The sequence below is a fragment of the Methylobacterium sp. Leaf106 genome (assembly GCF_001422895.1).
GTDB classification, from domain to species: Bacteria; Pseudomonadota; Alphaproteobacteria; order Rhizobiales; family Beijerinckiaceae; genus Methylobacterium; species Methylobacterium bullatum.
The window spans coordinates 500,500-513,055 of sequence record NZ_LMNB01000012.1; the positions used below are offsets into that span (position 1 = coordinate 500,500).

Here is a 12,556-nt window from a genome sequence, read left to right on the forward strand (position 1 = left end):
ACGCCCCCCTTCTTCGTCACCCCGCCCGTTCGAACCGGGGCCGGGCGCGTCACATGACGGGCCGTGAAGCGAGACATGCCATGACCCATCCCGCCATGACCCATCCCGCGAGCGCACGGGACGATATCCTCGCCTTCGCCCATATCGGCGATCTGCACCTCACCGAAGGGCATCTCGAGAACGCCCGCGATTTCCTCGCCATCGTCGCGCAGCTCGGCGCGGTCGAGGGGCTCGATTTCGCGTACCTGCCCGGCGACAACGCCGAGAATGGGCTGCCCGAGCAATATGCCCTCGTCCGCCAGGGCCTCCTGGGATTCCCGCTCCCCGTCCATGTCATCACGGGAGATCACGACATGGAGGGCGGCAGCCTCGATGCCTTCCATGCCGGCCTCGGCGCACGGCCACTTCCCTACGCCACCGACATCTCCGGCATCCGCTGCCTCTTCCTCGACATGTGCGGGCCGGGAACCGGCGGTCCGGATTTCCGCCTGGGCGACGCACAGCTCGCCTGGCTCGAAGGCGAAATCCAGCTGGCCGAGCGCGACGGTCTCGACTGCGCCCTGTTCATGCACAGCTACCCCGCAGACCTGAAAGGCGAGGGCGAGGCCGCCCGCGTCGGCCATCTCGTCTCGCAGTCGCGCGTGCGCCTCGTGGAAATGGGCCACACCCATTACAACGAGCTCGCCAATGACGGCCGAACCATCTTCGCGGCCACGCGCTCCACCGGGCAGGTCGAGGAAGGGCCGGTCGGCTATGCCATCGCCGCGATCGATGGCGGCGTCGTCAGCTGGCGCTTCAAGGAGCTGGCCGAGCCCTGGCCCTTCGTCCTCGTCACCGCCCCCGCCGACCGGCGCCTCGCCCATGACGACGGGCACCGGGTGCGCGACACGGTGGAGGTACGCGCGCTCGTCCTCGGCGCCTCCGCCGTCACCGCTTGCGAGGTCAGCGTCGATGGCGGGCCGTGGCAGGCGATGACCCGCGCCGACGGCGACCGGCGTTACCGTGCGGCGATCCCCTGGGACGCGGCGGCGCACAGCCTCACCGTGCGGGCCTCGGACGCGGCCGGGGGCACGGGGCGGGACGTGGTGGAGCCCGCCACCGACCGGTACCGGCTGCCGGTCTCGAAGGGGATCGGCAGCGACGCGGATTCCATCGGCGCCTGGCCCGAGAAGGGCCTCCTCGGTACCCAGCTCGGACCCAATCGGAACGGCCGACACTGGTAGTCGTCACGCCGTTCCCTCGACCCTGACAGGATTTCGCCCGCCCATGTTCGCACTCCCCGTGACGCCGCATCTGGCGACCTGGATCATCGCCGGACTGGCGACAATCGGGGTCATCACCCGGCCCTTCGCCTGGCCGGAGGCGGTCTGGGCCGTGCTCGGAGCCGGGGCGCTGCTGGTGCTGGGCCTGATCTCGCCGGAAGCGGCCTGGGACGGCGTGCGCAAGGGGACGGATGTCTACCTGTTCCTCGTCGGCATGATGCTGCTCGCAGAGATCGCCAGGAAGGAGGGCCTGTTCGATTGGCTCGCCGGCATCGCCGTGCGCCAGGCCAGGGGGTCGGCGACGCGCCTGTTCCTGCTGGTCTACCTCGTCGGTACCGTGGTCACGGTGTTCCTCTCCAACGATGCCTGCGCCGTCGTGCTGACCCCGGCGGTCTATGCCGCGGCCAAGGCGGCGGAGGCCGAGCCGCTGCCCTACCTCTTCATCTGCGCCTTCATCGCCAATGCGGCGAGCTTCGTGCTGCCGATCTCGAACCCGGCCAACCTCGTCGTCTATGCCGCGCACATGCCGCCGCTCAGCGAATGGCTGGCGCGGTTCGCGCTGCCCTCGATCCTGGCCATCGTCGCCACCTACATCGTCCTGCGCCTGACCCAGAACTCCGTCCTGCGGCAGCAATTGCTCGCCCGGGACGTCGAGGCGACGCCGCTCTCGGGCACCGGCAAGGTCGCCGGTCTCGGCATCGTCGCCACCGCCGGGGCCCTCATCGCCGCCTCGGCCTACGATCTCGAACTCGGCCTGCCGACCTTCGTCGCCGGCCTCGCCACCACGCTCCTCGTCCTCGCGATCAAGCGGGGCGGAGCGGTGGAGGTCGTCAAGGACGTGTCCTGGGGCGTGCTGCCCCTGGTGGCCGGGCTGTTCGTGCTGGTCGAGGCCCTGGAGAAGACCGGTGTCCTGACCCTGCTCGCCGATCACCTCAAGCGGGCGGCACAAGCCTCGCCCGATGCCGCGGCCTGGGGCGGCGGAACCCTGGTGGCGGTGCTCTCCAACCTCGTCAACAACCTGCCGGCCGGCCTGATCGCGGGGGCGGCCGTGCAGCAGGCCGACGTCTCCGAGAAGGTCGCCGGGGCGATCCTCATCGGCATCGATCTCGGGCCCAACCTGTCGGTGACCGGATCCCTCGCCACCATCCTGTGGCTCACCGCCATCCGCCGCGAAGGGGAGGATGTCGGCTTCTGGCGCTTCCTCAAGCTCGGCCTGCTGGTGATGCCACCGGCCCTCATCCTCGCCCTGGCCGGCCTGCTCCTCCTGCACTGATCCCCATTCCGAGGACTACCCGACATGAACGCGGCCCTGCTCTATCCCTTCATACTGGTCGCCGGCGCGCTTCAGGCGGCGGGCAATTCCATGAACGCGCGCCTGCGCGTGGCCCTGGTCAATCCGTGGCTCGCGGCCTCCGTCTCGTTCTCGCTCATCGTGTTCGTCTTCGTCACGCTGTTCGTGGTGATGCCGACGCCGCTGCCCCGCCTGGAACAGCTCGGCGGCATGCCGTGGTGGGCACCGTTGGGCGGGCTCGCCGGAGCGGTGGCGGTGTTCGGCGGCCTCGCCTTCGTCGACAAGGTCGGAGCCGGGCCGTTCAACGGGCTGCTCATCACCGCCAACATCCTGACATCGCTGGCCATCGATCATTTCGGCTGGCTCGGCATGCAGGCGAACCCGCAGGGGCTGCTGCACCTCCTCGGCGGCGGCCTGATGGTGGGCGGCATCGTCCTCATCGCCCGGTTCTGAGGCCTCCCGTCCGCACCGATGGAGATCCCACGCTCATGACCGGCCCCCTGTTCTATCCCTTCATCCTCGTCGCCGGCGCCCTTCAGGCCATCGGCGTCACCATGAACGCGGCGCTTCGCGGCGCGCTCGTCAATCCGTGGCTCGCGGCGGCGGTCTCGTTCCTGCCGATCGTCTTCGTCTTCGTCGCGATGCTGGCGATCCGTCCGGTCCCGCTCCCGACCCGCGACGACCTCGCGGGAATGCCGTGGTGGGCGCCGCTCGGCGGCATTGCCGGGGCGGTGGCGGTGTTCGGCGGCCTCCTCTTCGTCGACAAGGTGGGGGCCGGCGCCTTCAACGGGCTGCTCATCACCGCCAACCTGCTGACGTCGCTGGCCATCGACCATTTCGGCTGGCTCGGGATGCCGAAGCACCGCGTCGGCAAGGCACGGATCGCGGGCGCAGCGTTGATGGTGGCCGGAATCGTCCTCATCGCGGCGTTTTGACGGGGACATCCACCGGGATTTACCTGCGCGACCCCCGCGAGTCCTTGCCAGGGTTCGCTTTTTGGTGCCCGGACGTGCTATGTCCCGGCGATCCCGCCTGAAGCCGGTCCCGTGCGAAGGGTGTGTGGATCACCCTTCCTCGCCGCCGATCGCGGAATTTCACGTCCGCCGGCACTCGTCTCGATCGTCGACATGATGCGCCGCGCGAGCGGGCACGAGCGGTTCATCCGCCGCTGCCGCCTCCGCCCTGGCGAATGATGCGGTCGTTGCGCGGGCGGCGGGGCGAGGGGAGCCAGGAAGGACGACGATGAGCGACGAAACCGACGCCAGGACCCGGTCCGAAGAGCGCGCCGAGCGCGCGGAGCGGATGGCCAAGGAAGGCGCGCAGGCGATGGCGGAGCATCTGCAATCGGTGAAGGAGATTGACGAGCGCACCGTGAAGCTGCGCGCCCTTCGCCTCGCCAAGGAAGCCGCCGAGGCCGCGGAGAAGGCTGCCGCTCCCGCGCCGGCCCCCAAACGCAAGCGCTCCGCGAGCTGAGCCAGACAGCCTTACCAGGAAACCGACCCATGGCATTCGATCGGACCCGTCGCGCCAGCGACCCCCGCCAGGCGGCGGAAGCCGCCTTCAAGGCCGCCACCACCAAGGCGCCCGACACTCCCAAACCCGTCGAACGCGCCCCCGCCGCGCCGCTCAGCCCGCCCGGCGCCCGCGAAATGGTGTCCCTGCGCCTCGACCGTGCCGTGCTGGAGCATTTCCAGAAGGACGGCCCAGGCTGGCAGGACCGGATCAACGCGGCGCTGAAGGGCATCGCCGGGATCTGATCCGGCATCCGCTCGATCGATGTCAAGCGTTCGACGAGCCGGGGTGGTGCTCCGTGCGGGCGGCCACCAAGCCCGACATCCGATGTCATCGCCCGGATTCGGACCGGTCGCCACTCTGACAACCGGAAGCCGCCCTTGCGATCGTTCGCCGAGGATGAGGCGGTCGGACCTCGTTCGAGAAACGAGCGGGCACGGCTTGCCGATTCAATAGCGCAAATAGGAATAAAAACCTTTATCGATGCAGCCGACCGGGATCGGTTGGCTTCGGACATCGCAGGAGAGTTGGTGAGATAGGGCGTCAGCACGAGCGTCCGAACGGCGGCAATCCGCCGGGCTCCGGAGGTATCCGAGAGCCCGGAGTTGAAGACGGCGGACACGGTGCCTGACCCCAGCAACGAGTCGGTGCGGTACCGGCCGCCGGGGGGGCACCTATACCCCGCCCGTGGAAAGAGCATCGTTGGTGATGACCTCAGTGAGTGCCTCCTTCCGAGAAGGCGGCCCCACTGCAAGCCGGGCTTGCGTCGGCCCAGGCGCGATTCTGCGCGCGAACGGATGCCCGCATTTTTTTCGGAAAAGTGAAACGTTCTCCTCGATCCGATTGTGTCGCGGGTGAGGGCGCGGGCCGCGCGCTGTACCTTCGAATTTTCGTGACTTTCATCCTAAAAAGATCTATATTCCTATTTCCTGGTCGCCGATCGGGTGACCGTGGATCACAGCAGGGCCAAGTTCAATGCCGAAGATCGAAATTCAGAGCGACTTGATCGTATATTCGACGGCTGCAGGCACCGACACGTTGCAGGCGGCGATCAACCAGGCAATTGCCGCCCAAAAACCTCTCTATATTGGCCCTGGTTCGTACAGTGTCACAAGCCTCAGGATCGACGACAAGGTTAAGATTTTTGCCATGAAGGGCTCCGTGACAATCACTTCGTCTGGCGCCAACTGTTTCTATATTACCGTTCAGTCTGGAGTTTCAGGCAGCCGGATTTCCGATGTGACCATTGAAGGCATCAATCTCGATGGAGAAAATAAACCTTTTTCTAGTGGCCTTACGCGGCCGGGCCTTATCCGTTGTGTCAATGCTGACCGACTGACCATCAAGGATTGCTTCATCAGTCGATCGGAACGATCTGGCATCGATCTTGTTCAAACCGCGGGGCTGATAAACAATAACGAGTTTTATGATTGTAGGGTCTCGGTATATTCCAACAAATCCGCAGGGCTGATCGTCTCTGATAATTATATACGCGATAGCAAATACAATGGTGTTGTAATTTGGCGGGCTGATCAAGCGTTTGACGGCACCATCGTGAGATCCAATAAAATTTTTGGCGTGCGAAACAGTAGCGGCGGATCAGGTGAATTTGGAAACGCAATCTTTGTTTATCAAAGCAACAACGTTACCGCAAGTGAAAATAACGTGATTGGATGCAACTACTCTGCAATGCGCTTTAGTCAAAGCTCGAATTCAATTATTTGCAACAATCAAGTAAGTCTTGCTAGAGAAACCGCAATTTTCGTCGAGGCGCCCGACGAAAGCGGAGCGCTTTATGAGGGCATCGTGGTGTCGGGAAATACGATCTTCGATGCCGGACAAGGTATTACGGTCGTAAATCCCAACAAAGGGAGTCGCCGCACTACAATTTCTGGAAATACACTGAAAAATGTGACTCAAAAAACGTTTGACCAGTGGGCATCGCCATCGCGCGATCCTGCAACCCAGTAAACGATCACCACTGGAGGGAACGGCATCACAGTGAGTTGTGACGTCGTAGTCAGCGGAAACACTATCGAAAATTGTGCGTTCTCCGGTGTCGCATTGACGATCTCCGGGTCATATAATTCGACGACGGGAGTAGTGCGCGATCAAAATACGGTCGCGGCATTGGTGTATGGTAATCTACTTAAAAATTGCCCGGTTGGCATCGGCTACGCTGACGACGATCCCAGAGGGTATGCAGAAGTCAGCGAGAACGTCATTATTGGTGCGACCAACGCGGCAATCACAAGAGTCGAGGCAACCAATGTTCCCAACGTTCCTGGAGCGCCGAACAATACGTTCGGACCTCTGGTCCGCCGGCCCGGCGCGCCGGATGTCGGTGGGAACGCCGATCCGATCACGACTCGTTTCTCATTCTTTAGAAACAAGGTAATTCCCAAGACGGTCTGATCGAAGCGTGGGGGAGTAGGCGACCAAGAGCCTATTCCCCCACGCCGAACAGCTTCTCCAGGAAATTCCGGTCGTCCTGGCTCGGCCCGCGGGCGCGCTGGTTGGCGGCGACGCGGGGCGGCGGGGCGGCGGATTGCGGCTCTCCGAGGAGGGCGCCGATGAGGCCTCCCGGTGCGGTGCCGGTGGTGGCGGGAACCTCCGCCGGGGCGCGGTTGCGCCAATGGTTGGCGCCGGGCAGCATCGTCGGAGTCTGGCCCTTGAGGGCGACGGTCATGTAGGTCTTCCAGATTTCGCCGGGCAGATTGCCGCCGGAGACCTTCTTGGTGGATTCGCCGTCGTCGTTGCCGAGCCAGACGCCGGTGACGAGGGTCGACGAGTAGCCGATGAACCAGGCATCGCGGAAATCCTGGCTGGTGCCGGTCTTGCCGGCGAGGTCCCATCCCGGAACCTCGGCCTTCTTCGCAGTGCCCGAGACGAAGGTCTCGTGCATCATCGCGTTCATCATCGAGACGGTCTCGGCATTCATCACCCGGCCGAGATTGGTGTCCTTGCGCTGGTAGAGCGCCTTGCCCGTCGTACTCTTCACGTTGGCGATGACGTAGGGGTTCACGCCCGTGCCGCCATTGGCGAAGGCGGCGTAGGCGCCCACCATTTCCAGCGGGGTCACTTCCGAGGTGCCGAGCGCCAGTGAGCCGTTGGCCTGCAGCGGCGAGGAGATGCCCAGGCGCTGGGCCGCCTGCACCACCGCCTTCGGGCCGACTTCCTGGCCGAGGCGCACGGCCACGGTGTTGAGCGACAGCGCCAGCGCCTCGCGCAAGGGAACCGGCCCGCGATAGTCGCGCGAATAGTTCTCCGGGTTCCAGCCCTTGATGCTGATCGGCGCGTCGTCGCGCACGGTGTCCGGGGTCAGGCCCCGCTCCACGGCGGCGAGATAGACGAAGGGCTTGAACGAGGAGCCCGGCTGGCGCTTGGCGGTGGTGGCCCGGTTGAACTGGCTCTGGGAATAATCGCGCCCGCCGATGAGCGCCCGGATCGCGCCGTCCGGCCTCATCGAGACCACGGCCCCCTGGGCGACGTTGTAGCGCGAGCCCTTCTGGTTCAGCTCGTCCACCAGTGCCTTCTCGGCCGCGCCCTGAAGGCGGGTGTCGACGGTGGTGGTGACGACGATGTCGGTGTCGAATTTCGGCAGGAAGTCGTCGAGGACGTCCATGACGAGATCGGCCACGTAATTGGCCGAGCCGCCGCCACGGCTGCTCGCCGGCCGTGCCGGTGTCGCCAGCGCCAGCTTCACCTCGGCGGGCTTGGCGAAACCGAGTTCCTCCATGGCCGCGAGCACCTGGGCCGCCCGCGCCTGGGCGGCGGGCAGGTTGCGGTTGGGCGCGAGACGCGAGGGCGCCTGGACGAGGCCGCCGAGCATGGCGGCTTCCGCCAGCGTCACCGCCTTGGCGGGCTTGCCGAAATAGCGCTGGGCGGCGGCCTCGATGCCATAGGCGCCGGCGCCGAAATAGACCCGGTTCAGGTAGAGTTCGAGGATCTCGTCCTTGGTGTAGCGGTGCTCCAGCCACAGGGCGAGGATCGCCTCCTGGATTTTTCGCGATGCGGAGCGCTCGGGCGTGAGAAACAGGTTCTTGGCGAGCTGCTGCGTCAGGGTCGATCCGCCCTGCGAGACGCCGCGGCGGGTGACGTTCTGGGCCACGGCGCGGGCGATGCCCACCGGGTCGACGCCGAAATGGCTGTAGAACCGCCGGTCCTCGATCGCCACGAAGGCGCGCGGCAGATAGGGCGGCAACTCGCCGATGCTCACCACCCGTCCGCCGGTCTCGCCGCGATTGGCCAGGAGCGAGCCGTCGCTGGCCAGGATCGCGATGTTGGGCGGGCGCTTCGGAACGGCGAGCTGGTCGATCGGCGGCAGTTGCGAGGCGTGGTAGGCCACCAGCCCCGCGATGGCGATGACGCCCCACAGGCCGAGCACGAGGGTGCCATAGAAGAGACCGCCCAGGAACGAGCGCCGGCGCGGCTTGCGGGCCGGTGCCTTGGCCCGCGCCGAGGGGCGCCGGGGGCCTTCGCCCTGGCCGTTGCTGCTCGTCGCGCGTCTGCCCACACCGCCTCCGGCGCGATCGTCGCCGCTGAGCCGTAGGTCGAGGTCGCCGCGCCCACCGATGCGCCCTTCGGGCACGTCGAAGTTCGGCTCCTCCCGCCCGCGTCCCTTGCGTCCGTTCGCCATGCGTTTCGTCTGAACCTGTGAGCGCCTCGTGATCCGAGAGGCTCAGGTACCGCACGGTAAATACGGCGGGTTTAAGGGTTCCTAACCCGGATCGTTTTCGGGTTTTGAGATCATAGCGGAATGTTAACCGCTCGGCCGTGGCGGCTTGAATCGTGATTGCCGCTCTTTGAACCTCACCCGCAGTCTCCACGACCAAGACCGGAAAATGCGTTTCCGGAAACGATCGGTTTCCATCGTTTCTATTTCATTCCGCTCGAATGGGCCGGATAACGATGCCGGTGCGGACATGCCGGCTTTCTTCAAGACCTGGTGCCCCATGCGAGCGTATTTCCCGGCCCGATCGTGAGGGCCGATGGAGACGGTCGTGTGGATCCAGGCCGAGCTTGCCCTGTGAGCCGCGATACATTTGAGTCGGACCGAGCAGAAGGGAAACGGGCGATGAGCTGGCACAGTGCGGACGACCCGGCTCCGGGCGATCCTTTCTCCTGCGACGCGATCAAGACCCTGATCGTTCCCCGCTCGCGGGATCTCGGCTCGTTCTCCGTCCGGCGGGCCCTGCCGTCGACGCAGTGCCGGATGGTCGGTCCCTTCATCTTCTTCGACCAGATGGGGCCGTCCGAGTTCCTGCTCGGCCAGGGCATGGACGTGCGGCCGCATCCGCATATCGGCCTCTCCACCGTCTCATACCTGTTCGACGGCGAGATCATGCACCGGGACAGCCTGGGCACCGAACTGCCGATCCGTCCGGGCGAGCTCAACTGGATGACGGCCGGTCGCGGCATCACCCATTCGGAGCGGACCGGCGCCGGGCTGCGCCGGACCGGCTCGAAGCTGTTCGGCATTCAGGCCTGGGTCGCGCTCAGCGGCAAGGACGAGGAGACCGCCCCCGCCTTCGAACATTACGACGCGGATGCGCTGCCGATCCTTTCCGGCGAGGGCAAGATCGTCCGGCTGATCGCCGGCGAGGCCTTCGGCGCCAGATCGCCGGTGCGGACGTCGAGCCCGATGGTCTATGCCGACGTGATGCTCGAGGCCGGCGCCGTGCTGCCCTTCGACCCGACCTATGACGAGCGCGCGATCTACACCGTCTCCGGCGCCATCGACATTGCCGGCGACGGGTTCGGCCCCGGCCAGCTCCTCGTTTTCAATCCCGGCGACCGCATCAGCGTGCGGGCCACCGAGGCCGCGCGCTTCATGGTCCTGGGCGGCGAGCCCATGGACGGGCCGCGCCATCTCTGGTGGAACTTCGTCTCCTCGCGGCCGGAGCGGATCGAGCAGGCCAAGGAGGACTGGCGCCAGGCCCGGTTCGACACCGTGCCCGGCGAATCCGAGTTCATCCCCTTACCCGAATCGCCTCCGCCCGTGCGCTACCCCTGATGCGTGAAAACCGGGCGGGGCCGATGGGGCCTCGCCCGCGAATCCCCTCCGAGAGGACATGTCGACATCATGGCTGTTGAAGCATCCGGTGCCGCGAGTGAACTCGTCCAGGTCGTGGCGCTGCTCGCCGCCGGCGTCGTCGCGGTGCCTGTGTTCAAGCGGATCGGCCTCGGCTCCGTCCTCGGCTACCTCGTGGCGGGGCTCGCCATCGGCCCGTTCGGCCTCGGCCTGTTCTCGGATGCCCAAGCCATCCTGCATGTGGCGGAACTCGGCGTGGTGATGTTCCTGTTCATCATCGGGCTGGAGATGGAGCCGTCGCGGCTCTGGGGCATGCGGCGCGAGATCTTCGGCCTCGGCCTCGCCCAGGTCGGCGTCTGCATCGCCGCGCTCATGCTCGTCGGCATCGCCATGGGGTTCTCGCCTGCCATCGCGTTCGTGGCCGGCACCGGCTTCGTCCTCACCTCCACCGCCATCGTCATGCAGCTTCTCGAAGAGCGCGGGTCGCTCTCGACGCCGAAGGGCCAGCGCATCGTGGCGATCCTCCTGCTGGAGGACCTCGCCATCGTGCCGCTCCTCGCCATCGTCGCGCTGCTGGCCCCCGGCGGGCAGGCGACCGGCACGATGGACCGCGTCTATGGCATCGGCGTCGCCCTCGGGTCGGTGGCCGCCCTGGTGGCGGCCGGGCGCTGGCTGCTCAACCCGCTGTTCCGCCTGCTGGCCGCGGCCAAGGCCCGCGAGGTGATGACGGCGGCGGCCCTCCTCGTCGTGCTCGGCTCGGCCCTGGCCATGCAGCTCGGCGGGCTGTCCATGGCCATGGGCGCGTTCCTGGCGGGCGTCCTCCTCTCGGAATCGAGCTTCCGGCACCAGCTGGAGGCCGATATCGAGCCGTTCCGGGGCATCCTGCTCGGCCTGTTCTTCCTCGGCGTGGGCATGTCCCTCGACCTCACGGTCATCGCCGCGAACTGGGCGCTCATCCTCACGAGCGTCGCCGCCTACATGGTGGTGAAGAGCGTCGTCATCTACGCCGTCGCCCGCCTCCTGCGCGCTTCGCATCCCGAGGCGATGGAGCGTGCGGCCCTGATGGCTCAGGGCGGCGAGTTCGCCTTCGTGCTCTATGCCGCCGCCGCGAGCGCCGGCATCATCGACGGCACCACCAACGCGATCCTGACGGCGACGATCATCCTCTCCATGGCCCTCACGCCGCTGATGGTGATCGCCTTCGACCGCTTCGGCCCCAAGGCCTCGGTCTCCACGGAGGGTGTCGAGGTGCCGGAGAACCTCGTGGGCAGCGCCCTCATCATCGGCTTCGGCCGTTTCGGGCAGGTGGTGAGCCAGCCGCTGATCTCGCGCGGCTGCTCGGTCTCGATCATCGACACCAACCCCGCCTATATCCGTGTCGCCGAACAATTCGGCTTCAAGGTCTATTACGGCGATGGCACGCGTCTCGACATCCTGCACGCGGCCGGGGCCGCCACGGCACGGGCGATCCTGATCTGCATCGACGACCGCGAGGCCGCTCGGCGCATCGCCGAACTGGCGAAGGCCGAGTTCCCCCTCGTGCCCGTCCTCGCCCGCGCCCGCGACCGCGAGCACGCGATCGAGCTCATCCATGCCGGCGTCGCCTACCAGCTTCGCGAGACGCTGGAATCCGCCCTGGCCTTCGGCGAGCAGGCGCTCCTGGCCATCGGTGACGAGCCGGATTCCGCCAGCGCAGTCATGGCCGAAGTCCGCCGCCGCGATGCCGAGCGGCTCGATATGGAGACCGTGGGCGGGATCTATGCCGGGCGCGACCTGATTCGGGGGAATGCGGTGGAGGCCTGAGGCGTGGGGTCTCACACCTCCGGCGGAGCGTCGGGATTGCGCTCTTGGCGGTCGCGCTGCGCCGCCGCGCGGGCGAGGAGCAGCAACGTCACCGGGGTCGTCACGGTGAGGAACACGCCAATTAGCGCGTCGCGCAGGACGAGGCGGCCCTCGATCAGGGACAGGAGCAGCATCGAGCTCATGAGAATCAGCGCCATGCCCAGTGTCGCGCCCAAGGTGGGGGCATGGACGCGCTCGTAGAACGTCCGGAGGCGGATGAGGCCGAAGGCGCCGGTGAGCGAGAACCCCGCGCCGACGATCGCCAGCGCCACCACCAGCCACGCGGCCCAGACGGGCAATTCGGCGCCGTTCACTGGATCACCTCGCCCTGCATCAGGAACTTCGCCAGCGCCACGGTGGCGGTGAAGCCGATCATGCCGAGGATCAGGGCGGCCTCGAAATAGAGGCCGCTGCCGGTGCGCATGCCGTGGACCACCACCGCCAGCATGCCGTTGAGATAGAGGGTGTCGAGACCGAGGATGCGATCCTGCGCGCGGGGGCCGCGCAGCATCCGCCATGCGGCGAGCGCCATGGCGAGAACCAGCATCCCCTGGGCAAAGCCGAGCCCCCAGTCGAGAACGGTGTTGGCGCTCATGGGAGGAACCTCATGGGATG

11 protein-coding genes and 1 pseudogene are annotated in these 12,556 nt (G+C 66.5%); 9 read left to right on the forward strand and 3 right to left on the reverse strand.

What is annotated here, in order from left to right:
- Positions 1 to 80: 80 nt before the first annotated feature.
- The 7 genes and pseudogenes from ASF34_RS10105 (at position 81) to ASF34_RS22750 (ending at position 6,480) form a co-directional block, all read left to right on the forward strand.
- The gene (locus ASF34_RS10105) at positions 81 to 1,223 is read left to right on the forward strand and encodes a metallophosphoesterase (protein WP_056160858.1); all 1,143 of its coding nucleotides are present in this window, start codon (positions 81 to 83) and stop codon (positions 1,221 to 1,223) included.
- Positions 1,224 to 1,266: 43 nt separating this feature from the next.
- A complete protein-coding gene (locus ASF34_RS10110) occupies positions 1,267 to 2,535 on the forward strand; it encodes an arsenic transporter (protein WP_056147736.1) in 1,269 nt (422 codons plus the stop codon).
- A gap of 24 nt (positions 2,536 to 2,559) precedes the next feature.
- Positions 2,560 to 3,488, forward strand: a pseudogene (locus ASF34_RS23760) (DMT family transporter).
- A gap of 307 nt (positions 3,489 to 3,795) precedes the next feature.
- Complete coding sequence (locus tag ASF34_RS10125) at positions 3,796 to 4,026, forward strand: hypothetical protein (RefSeq protein ID WP_018041817.1); 231 nt, start codon at positions 3,796 to 3,798, stop codon at positions 4,024 to 4,026.
- Between the two features lie 29 nt (positions 4,027 to 4,055).
- Positions 4,056 to 4,310 carry a BrnA antitoxin family protein gene (locus ASF34_RS10130; RefSeq protein ID WP_018041818.1) on the forward strand — a complete coding sequence of 85 codons (255 nt, stop codon included), beginning with the start codon at positions 4,056 to 4,058 and terminating at the stop codon, positions 4,308 to 4,310.
- 730 nt (positions 4,311 to 5,040) lie between these two features.
- On the forward strand, positions 5,041 to 6,036 hold the full coding sequence (locus ASF34_RS22225; RefSeq protein WP_082494130.1) for a TIGR03808 family TAT-translocated repetitive protein: 996 nt from the start codon (positions 5,041 to 5,043) through the stop codon (positions 6,034 to 6,036).
- 132 nt (positions 6,037 to 6,168) lie between these two features.
- Positions 6,169 to 6,480 carry a hypothetical protein gene (locus ASF34_RS22750; protein ID WP_156465690.1) on the forward strand — a complete coding sequence of 104 codons (312 nt, stop codon included), beginning with the start codon at positions 6,169 to 6,171 and terminating at the stop codon, positions 6,478 to 6,480.
- Positions 6,481 to 6,511: 31 nt separating this feature from the next.
- On the opposite strand, the gene ASF34_RS10135 is transcribed toward ASF34_RS22750, so the two are convergent.
- A complete protein-coding gene (locus ASF34_RS10135) occupies positions 6,512 to 8,704 on the reverse strand; it encodes a transglycosylase domain-containing protein (protein WP_056160864.1) in 2,193 nt (730 codons plus the stop codon).
- Between the two features lie 438 nt (positions 8,705 to 9,142).
- Between ASF34_RS10135 and ASF34_RS10140 the strand changes: the two genes are divergently transcribed.
- Both ASF34_RS10140 and ASF34_RS10145 read left to right on the forward strand, forming a co-directional pair.
- On the forward strand, positions 9,143 to 10,081 hold the full coding sequence (locus ASF34_RS10140) for a pirin family protein (protein WP_056160867.1): 939 nt from the start codon (positions 9,143 to 9,145) through the stop codon (positions 10,079 to 10,081).
- Between the two features lie 69 nt (positions 10,082 to 10,150).
- The gene (locus ASF34_RS10145) at positions 10,151 to 11,902 is read left to right on the forward strand and encodes a monovalent cation:proton antiporter-2 (CPA2) family protein (protein ID WP_056160868.1); all 1,752 of its coding nucleotides are present in this window, start codon (positions 10,151 to 10,153) and stop codon (positions 11,900 to 11,902) included.
- Positions 11,903 to 11,913: 11 nt separating this feature from the next.
- Here the strand turns inward: ASF34_RS10145 and mnhG are convergent, their stop codons facing one another.
- A complete protein-coding gene (gene mnhG, locus ASF34_RS10150; RefSeq protein ID WP_018041824.1) occupies positions 11,914 to 12,255 on the reverse strand; it encodes a monovalent cation/H(+) antiporter subunit G in 342 nt (113 codons plus the stop codon).
- A complete protein-coding gene (locus tag ASF34_RS10155; RefSeq protein ID WP_018041825.1) occupies positions 12,252 to 12,536 on the reverse strand; it encodes a K+/H+ antiporter subunit F in 285 nt (94 codons plus the stop codon). The genes mnhG and ASF34_RS10155 overlap by 4 nt, the downstream gene beginning before the upstream one ends.
- Positions 12,537 to 12,556: the final 20 nt, after the last annotated feature.

Excerpts from the sequence above, each read along its gene's own strand:
- ASF34_RS10130 (WP_018041818.1), top strand. The coding sequence starts at position 4,056 with ATGGCATTCGATCGGACCCGTCGCGCCAGCGACCCCCGCCAGGCGGCG.
- ASF34_RS10125 (WP_018041817.1), top strand. The coding sequence starts at position 3,796 with ATGAGCGACGAAACCGACGCCAGGACCCGGTCCGAAGAGCGCGCCGAG.
- ASF34_RS10140 (WP_056160867.1), top strand. The coding sequence starts at position 9,143 with ATGAGCTGGCACAGTGCGGACGACCCGGCTCCGGGCGATCCTTTCTCC.
- ASF34_RS10110 (WP_056147736.1), top strand. The coding sequence starts at position 1,267 with ATGTTCGCACTCCCCGTGACGCCGCATCTGGCGACCTGGATCATCGCC.
- ASF34_RS22225 (WP_082494130.1), top strand. The coding sequence starts at position 5,041 with ATGCCGAAGATCGAAATTCAGAGCGACTTGATCGTATATTCGACGGCT.
- ASF34_RS10155 (WP_018041825.1), bottom strand. The coding sequence starts at position 12,536 with ATGAGCGCCAACACCGTTCTCGACTGGGGGCTCGGCTTTGCCCAGGGG.
- ASF34_RS10135 (WP_056160864.1), bottom strand. The coding sequence starts at position 8,704 with ATGGCGAACGGACGCAAGGGACGCGGGCGGGAGGAGCCGAACTTCGAC.
- ASF34_RS10145 (WP_056160868.1), top strand. The coding sequence starts at position 10,151 with ATGGCTGTTGAAGCATCCGGTGCCGCGAGTGAACTCGTCCAGGTCGTG.
- ASF34_RS10105 (WP_056160858.1), top strand. The coding sequence starts at position 81 with ATGACCCATCCCGCCATGACCCATCCCGCGAGCGCACGGGACGATATC.